The organism is Pseudomonas sp. AOB-7, from assembly GCF_003696305.1.
Lineage (GTDB): Bacteria > Pseudomonadota > Gammaproteobacteria > Pseudomonadales > Pseudomonadaceae > Aquipseudomonas.
The window spans coordinates 150,200-156,371 of sequence record NZ_RFFK01000010.1 but is presented as its reverse complement, the minus strand read 5'-3'; the positions used below and the strand labels follow the sequence as shown (position 1 = coordinate 156,371).

The window sequence follows — 6,172 nt, the reverse complement described above, 5'->3', positions numbered from 1 at the left end:
CGGTAGCCGTCGAAGCCCTCGAAGTCGTGAATGGCGTATTCCTCTGCACTCTCGACCGGTGAGGCTGCCAGCATGGCACTGACCTGTTCCTGGATGTCGTCCAGCTCCAGGGTGGCGTCGATCCAGACGCCATGCAGGTGACCGGCGTTGTAGGCGGCCAGGTCGGCAACGTAGATCCTGATGTGTTCGCTCATGGCTTTCGCTCCTTCGTCTTCAGGGTTCTGCGCTTGCGCTGCGCATGAACCCCTGCCGACTAGGGCGACTAAGGCGGTCGTGAAAAAATCAGGAAAAATCGCGGAGGCTCCACCCAGCGCAGCGGCCGGGTGGAAACCATCTATTTTTCTTGATTTTGAGGGGGCTAGAACCCCTGCTCTGGAAAGGGGAGAGTGTCACCAGCGGTGGCAACCTAGCGTTTCGTTTGTCGGTAACTGGCTGGAGCCGGCCAAAAGTGGGCATCCGCTAGATGGACCACAAAGTGCTCTTTGAGCCTGAGAACGCGGAAACCAAGAATTTGCCTTGGCCCCCTGTGTACTCCAGTAATGCCGCCCACCGGTTCCAGTGATTGTGACCCGTCTGTGCTGGGGGGCTGCCTAGCCATTCCAATGGTTGTGATCCACTGCGCCGACGATCCTGGCCATCTCTAAGGCATGTAGCTAACCGGCTGCATTTCATCCTCAGGTGTCGTTTGCCTATCAACATCTAGCCGTGCTACGCTTTTTTCACGCCAGCGACTAGGAGTAGCTCCAGTCTAATGTCTGGTACGTAGGGCGTTTTATCCAACTTACGCATGCCCGGTCGCAGGCTCACGCCCGACCGGGCATTTCGTATGTGCCATTTACAGGATGTAATCAGCTACGATTCGCCTCAATCGCGAAGAGAAGCTCAAGGTAAGTGATCCATGAACCCACGACCGCTACGCCAGCTGTTCGATGCCATGTATCACGAGAAGTATCGGTTCGAAGAGTTCTTGGCGCTGAAGCCCGAAGAACACTACAGCTCCGTCCGTTGGAACAGGCGAACCATTTACAAGCCATCCCCAACGCTAAAGGAGTTTCACCACTTTCTCAGTGGCTTCCTCCTTGACTATCTTCCAGTCGATCAATCGGTCTCGTTTGCCTATCGTAAAGGAGCAACGCTTCTACAAGCTGTCGCGCCCCACGCACACAGCCGAGCCTTCTTTCAGACCGATCTGGAACGGTTCTTCGACAGTATTACTTCGGATCTAATACGGTCAGTCCTTAATCGAGCCGCAACCCCTGTCTCGGACCTACCCGAGCACATTGAGCACATTCTTGGACTTCTCACCATCAACGGCAAACTGCCGATTGGCTACTCGACGTCCCCCATATTGAGTAATGCTTGCTTATTCGGATTCGATAAGCGATTGGCCGCAATTAGCAACGAACGTCAATGGATATACACACGCTACGCTGATGACATCATAATCTCTGCGGAAGATCGCCTAGCGATTGAAGACGCTAGTCACGTAATTGAGAGCTGCCTTAATGTTGAGCTCGGTGATGGTTTTGTTCTCAATCAGAGCAAAAGCAAGCTAACTACAATCGGTCGAAAGGTGAAGCTACTGGGGCTTGTAATTTTACCCACTGGCACTATTGCTATTGATCGCGACGTTAGAAATAAGATGGAATCTTGGCTCTACTTCTATGTAAAAGACCGCTCCCGATTGGCGAAGATATTTCGAGAGGAGCGAAGCGAGGGAATGGAAGAGGGTCTGCAAAGGCTCAGTGGATTTATCAGTTACGCCTACGCAGCCGATCCGGCTTATCTAGAAAAACTCAGGACGAAGTTTGGAAATACCGTCATTGATAGCTTCCTGCACAGGTCTGCTCAATGAATCGCCTCCAAGTGAGTCTCGAGTCGATTCAACACGTCACTAGTCTCACATTGGATTTGGATCTATCAACCCCTGGACTGGTTTGCTTGGTAGGGCGAAATGGCGCTGGTAAAACGACCTTGGTTCGGGCGTTGCGCAACCTAGCTAGTGCCGATACTTTTGTCAGGACTGCAACACCCTACGCGTTCTCCCCTAATAGCCGTATCACCTATGCCGTAGACGGTGTTGAGATAGTGTTCGCGTATGACGATAAAATTCGATCATTAAACTGCAGAGGATCTATCCCACCCGAACTGCGTGATCTCATCGCAGCCGAACTGCCGATGCCCCACGGTACACGCTTCAACTACTTCAAAAGTGCTAGCGAGGCTGACCGGGACATTCGCAGGGCAGTTGCACTTGGCAATCATGCCCATCCCGAGGAGCTCGTTTCGTTCCTTGCCGCAATATATGGCTCTACACGCTACTCGAGCATGGTAGAGGTGAACGTTAAAGGAAAGAGCTACTACGCCGTCGTCAGGGCCGACGGAACCTACATCCGAGAAGACTACTTGAGTTCTGGTGAATATTTCCTGATAAATCTTTACCGAACCATTAAAGGGCCTGCAAGGCTCATTGTTATTGATGAAATAGATATTTCTCTGGATACGGCGGCTCAAGCAAACCTAGCAGCGTGGCTAAGAACTTTTTGTGCTCAGTACGGGCGCAAGATTCTATTTACAACACATTCTCTTGCCCTGATGCGGCAGCTTTGGTCGAAAGAGCTCTTTTACATTGAGGGCAGCAGCGGGCATATTTCCATAAGCCCAACGTCCTACAGCTTCGCGAAAGCGCGTCTTTTCGGATTCTTAGGATGGGACAAATACATTCTGACGGAAGATCAGGTGCTGCTTGGCTTTATTCAAGCCGTAATAGAAAAATACTGCCCTCAAACTTTTTTTCGCTACAAAATCATCCCCATTGGTGGGGGAGCGCAGGTAACCACGCTAATGGGGCACAACGAGCATGAGCAGTTCCTATCTTCACCAAAAGAGGTAATTGCTATCTTGGATGGGGACCAGAAAAACGAAAAATTCTTCGGTCATCCCGGTGTTCACATGGTGCCCATTGAGAGCGTTGAGAAAGCCATCTACGCATATAGCCAGGCGGACGACGATTTCCCATTTGTGACGGGTAGGAAAAATTTCACAAGCGCCAAGGACTTTCACAACTATCTTCAGCAAAAGAAGTTGGCAACACAGAAACAGATCTTCGAATATTTGATAAGCAAAAACGAAGAGACACTTCAAACCATAGGCGGCGTGCTTCGCAATTTCCTTGCTCCTCCTGCCTGAGTGAGAGCCGCCTGGTCGAGGGCGGTCGTCAGGAACGAGGGGTTAGGTTATCGATAAGCCAAGAATATCAAATGGCGCTTCAGTCTTTTGTTTTTAATTTGCGATCCTGCACAGCTCGACCTGATACCCCATAGCAATCAAGCGCTGAGCGAACTGCCGGAAGTTAACCTTCGAGAAAAAAGGCATATGGAGGCGCTCATTGGTTTGCATAATGGCGAATACGATCTTATTTCTTGGCTGCCTAGCAGAATCGAATGCGAATTGAAAATCACCTTCTTGGGCTAAATGTTCGTTAACCTGAACGACTACCTCAGGTGCATTGATAAGTGCTTCGGCGGATACGTATGCCTGTGAGAACAAGTGGCTCAGCACACTGGATGAAGAATATTTTTTTACGTGGATGATGTGGTGATCTGGCGTAAGAAGGTCGCAGAACTCGAATGAACTCGAAGCACCGCTCAAGCGAACAAGCTTTTGATCAAGGAGATAAAAATTTGTGTTGTCTGCGATCCGCCTTAAGTACGGCCCTTCGTGATCGGTGCCGTACCGAGGAAACTCAAGATCGGATATCGTAGTCGCATCGAAGTATCGGTTGACTTGATCGGTGTAGTCACGATCAATCTGATACCAATCCCCTTCACTAAGTAGGTAGATCTTTTCTTCGAACTTGACCTCTGCTTCAAGACAATCGTAGAGAGGCCATTTTGCGCATTGCTGCTCGTCAGCACCGTACAGATAAACATACTCGGAGTTTAGTGATTGTAGCGAAACTGTTCCGAGAATTTGCTTTGCCAGAAGGGCTTGTCGGAGATCCAGATCGAAGGAAATTACAGGACCGTTCAGTGTTCGAGCACGATGCCTCACATACCCAAAACCACTGATATCGTCTGGCAGCAACATCGGAGCTGCCGCGCGGACTTGATCAAACTCTTGTGCGTTGATCGTAACTACAAGCAAGTCATCAAGCCGTTCCACAAGCGCGGAATCTCGAACCGGGACGATGAAATCCATCCACGGATACTTTTCCTTGCAACGCTCATCCTCATAGGCAACCAATAATCGGGCTGCGATCTCTGGAAACTCTTCCAACTGGACGTCGGAGTGCAAAGCTAGTGAGTCCGAACCACTCACATAATCGCCCTCATCTTGGTCGCTCTCTACCACACCAGTAAGCGACTTGAGTATCTCCGAATCAAACTTGAAATCGAATTCTGAAATGGATAAATGCTTGGCGGACTGCGCCTTAGAGCGCAGTGGGGTTCGATCAATGTTCGACTTCTCAACTGATTTGATGAGCAGTGGGTCAGTCAGGCTAAGTGCGGTTCTCAGCCCAAAATAGCGCTCGATTCCTAGCCCGTCGATCAGATGCCGAGCATGGCCGAAAGTAAAGCAGAATACGCGATTTTGAATCGCCATGACGAGTAGAGCTTTGAGTGAGCGTCCTGTCAGATCAAGCTGTGCAACCTCTGGGACATCCTTGAACAGTTGAGTCCATTTAGGATGGGATGGGTTTGTTTGATGATAAAAAAGGCAATCCACGTCCCGCAGTGAAAACTGAATAGGCTGCAGCCTGACCTCATCAGAAAGAGCATCGAAGATAGAACGTCCTTCCTTGAGCAAGAACACGTTGATAGTGATCTTCACACGCCCTCCATGACTAGCCGAAATGATGTCAAACTGACATTCACTCGTGCGCGCGTCAAGACGATACGACGTAAAGCCTGCCGCACAGTGGTTTCCTCGTATAGCGGGAGTCAGATAGGAGCAGCCAAGAGGTAGATGGTTGCCATGACTCGATAGTCCGCTCCTGGCCGTTCTCGGCCTGTTCTAGGGCGCCCGTGTTGTGCGGGGGGACGTTCCAAAAATTTGACGACACGTGACGGTTAGCCCGAGCCGGCAGGCCGGCTCGCGCACATCAGCTTTACCGCTCCAAGGAAAGGGGGTTAGCCGACTGGCCACAGCACCTGGCTGAGCATATGCGCTGGTGGACGCGGCTGAGGAAGCCCACTTCGAAGGCTCTCCGTTCTATCGCACATGGCAGTAAATCGCGCTCGGCGATCATGACTGCCCAGAGCCAGCCGCTGCGGGCGTTGTCGAGCCAGGTCTGGGCCAGCTTCACGCCCTGGTTGAACGCTTCCCTGCAGTCAGCAGCCCAGATGATCTCGACACCTGGGTGGCCATCGTGAGGTGGCAGGCACGTCATAACGCCCTTGCTCATCTGGCACCTCCTCGTACTTCTGAGAGGGCTCGGCGATAAAGCACGACCATCTCGTCGAGCAGATCTAGGGCAGAGTAAGCAGCGATCCGTACGCGCAGGTCTGCTGGCGGCAGCCCATCAGGTTCAGCCAGTTGATCCAGCAGATTGCCGAGCATGACGCCACGTAATTCAGCTGCAGCTTCAGAGGGTCGGGGAGAGCGTTCGGATTCATGCAGCGGGCTTCGCTGCAGCGGAGAAGGTACAACACAGGATTCGAGCTCAGCCATGGCGCACCTCCAGATCAGAGGTGGACAGCCAGACCAGCAGCCCAAGGCGGAGCTCTTGGGTAAAAAGGGGGTAGCGCATTTTCCTTATGCTCCTTCGTGAGATTAAGGAGCCGCAGCCATTCGCTACCACACGAATGGAGGCGGACCGTGCAAGGGTGGTAGACCGACCCACGAAGGAAGGCCGGCCAGGCCGAAGCCTGCCTCACACGGCCCGCCATAAATGCACGAGAAACAGCAGATCCTGAGAAGGGCCTGCTCTCGTTTATGACGCAACCGCGCCTTCGTGTGAATCGGGCTACCACACCCGGCCGTGGGATTGACCACGACGGGCGCACTCTAGCCCGAGGGTTTCGGGATGGCAACCTACTGTGGCGTAGTTGCGGAGTGGAGCAGCCACGGCTTTGCTAGCGCATTATGTACGGGGCGTGGTGATGTGGCGAAAACGCCCATGTCCAAGGGCTGCGTGCCGACCCACTGAGTGGGGGGCGAAAAACGCTGG

The 6,172-nt window shown here is 52.3% G+C and carries 6 protein-coding genes; 2 read left to right on the top strand and 4 right to left on the bottom strand.

All coding sequences use genetic code 11. From position 1 onward, the window contains the following. The coding region (locus EA796_RS18120; protein ID WP_147459060.1) for an antirestriction protein ArdA at nucleotides 1–194 on the bottom strand (194 nt) is incomplete at its 3' end. Between the two features lie 704 nt (nucleotides 195–898). On the opposite strand from EA796_RS18120, the gene EA796_RS18115 reads away from it, so the two are divergent. Together EA796_RS18115 and EA796_RS18110 are read left to right on the top strand one after the other, a co-directional pair. Beyond that, entirely contained in the window at nucleotides 899–1,855 is a 957-nt protein-coding gene (locus EA796_RS18115) for a reverse transcriptase domain-containing protein (RefSeq protein WP_122109613.1), read from the top strand. Beyond that, nucleotides 1,852–3,189 (top strand): AAA family ATPase, encoded by a 1,338-nt coding sequence (locus EA796_RS18110; protein WP_122109612.1) that lies wholly within the window; start codon nucleotides 1,852–1,854, stop codon nucleotides 3,187–3,189. The genes EA796_RS18115 and EA796_RS18110 overlap by 4 nt, the downstream gene beginning before the upstream one ends. 93 nt (nucleotides 3,190–3,282) lie before the next feature. Here EA796_RS18110 and EA796_RS18105 read toward each other — a convergent pair whose 3' ends face one another. The 3 genes from EA796_RS18105 to EA796_RS18095 all read right to left on the bottom strand — a co-directional run bounded on the left by EA796_RS18105 (nucleotide 3,283) and on the right by EA796_RS18095 (nucleotide 5,673). Further along, entirely contained in the window at nucleotides 3,283–4,833 is a 1,551-nt protein-coding gene (locus EA796_RS18105) for a TIGR04141 family sporadically distributed protein (RefSeq protein ID WP_122109611.1), read from the bottom strand. Nucleotides 4,834–5,110: 277 nt separating this feature from the next. Further along, on the bottom strand, nucleotides 5,111–5,407 hold the full coding sequence (locus EA796_RS18100) for a LasR-specific antiactivator QslA (RefSeq protein WP_122109610.1): 297 nt from the start codon (nucleotides 5,405–5,407) through the stop codon (nucleotides 5,111–5,113). After that, a complete protein-coding gene (locus EA796_RS18095) occupies nucleotides 5,404–5,673 on the bottom strand; it encodes a hypothetical protein (protein WP_122109609.1) in 270 nt (89 codons plus the stop codon). Before EA796_RS18095 ends, EA796_RS18100 begins: the two co-directional genes overlap by 4 nt. Nucleotides 5,674–6,172: the final 499 nt, after the last annotated feature.

Excerpts from the sequence above, each read along its gene's own strand:
- EA796_RS18115 (WP_122109613.1), top strand. The coding sequence starts at position 899 with ATGAACCCACGACCGCTACGCCAGCTGTTCGATGCCATGTATCACGAG.
- EA796_RS18110 (WP_122109612.1), top strand. The coding sequence starts at position 1,852 with ATGAATCGCCTCCAAGTGAGTCTCGAGTCGATTCAACACGTCACTAGT.
- EA796_RS18100 (WP_122109610.1), bottom strand. The coding sequence starts at position 5,407 with ATGAGCAAGGGCGTTATGACGTGCCTGCCACCTCACGATGGCCACCCA.
- EA796_RS18095 (WP_122109609.1), bottom strand. The coding sequence starts at position 5,673 with ATGGCTGAGCTCGAATCCTGTGTTGTACCTTCTCCGCTGCAGCGAAGC.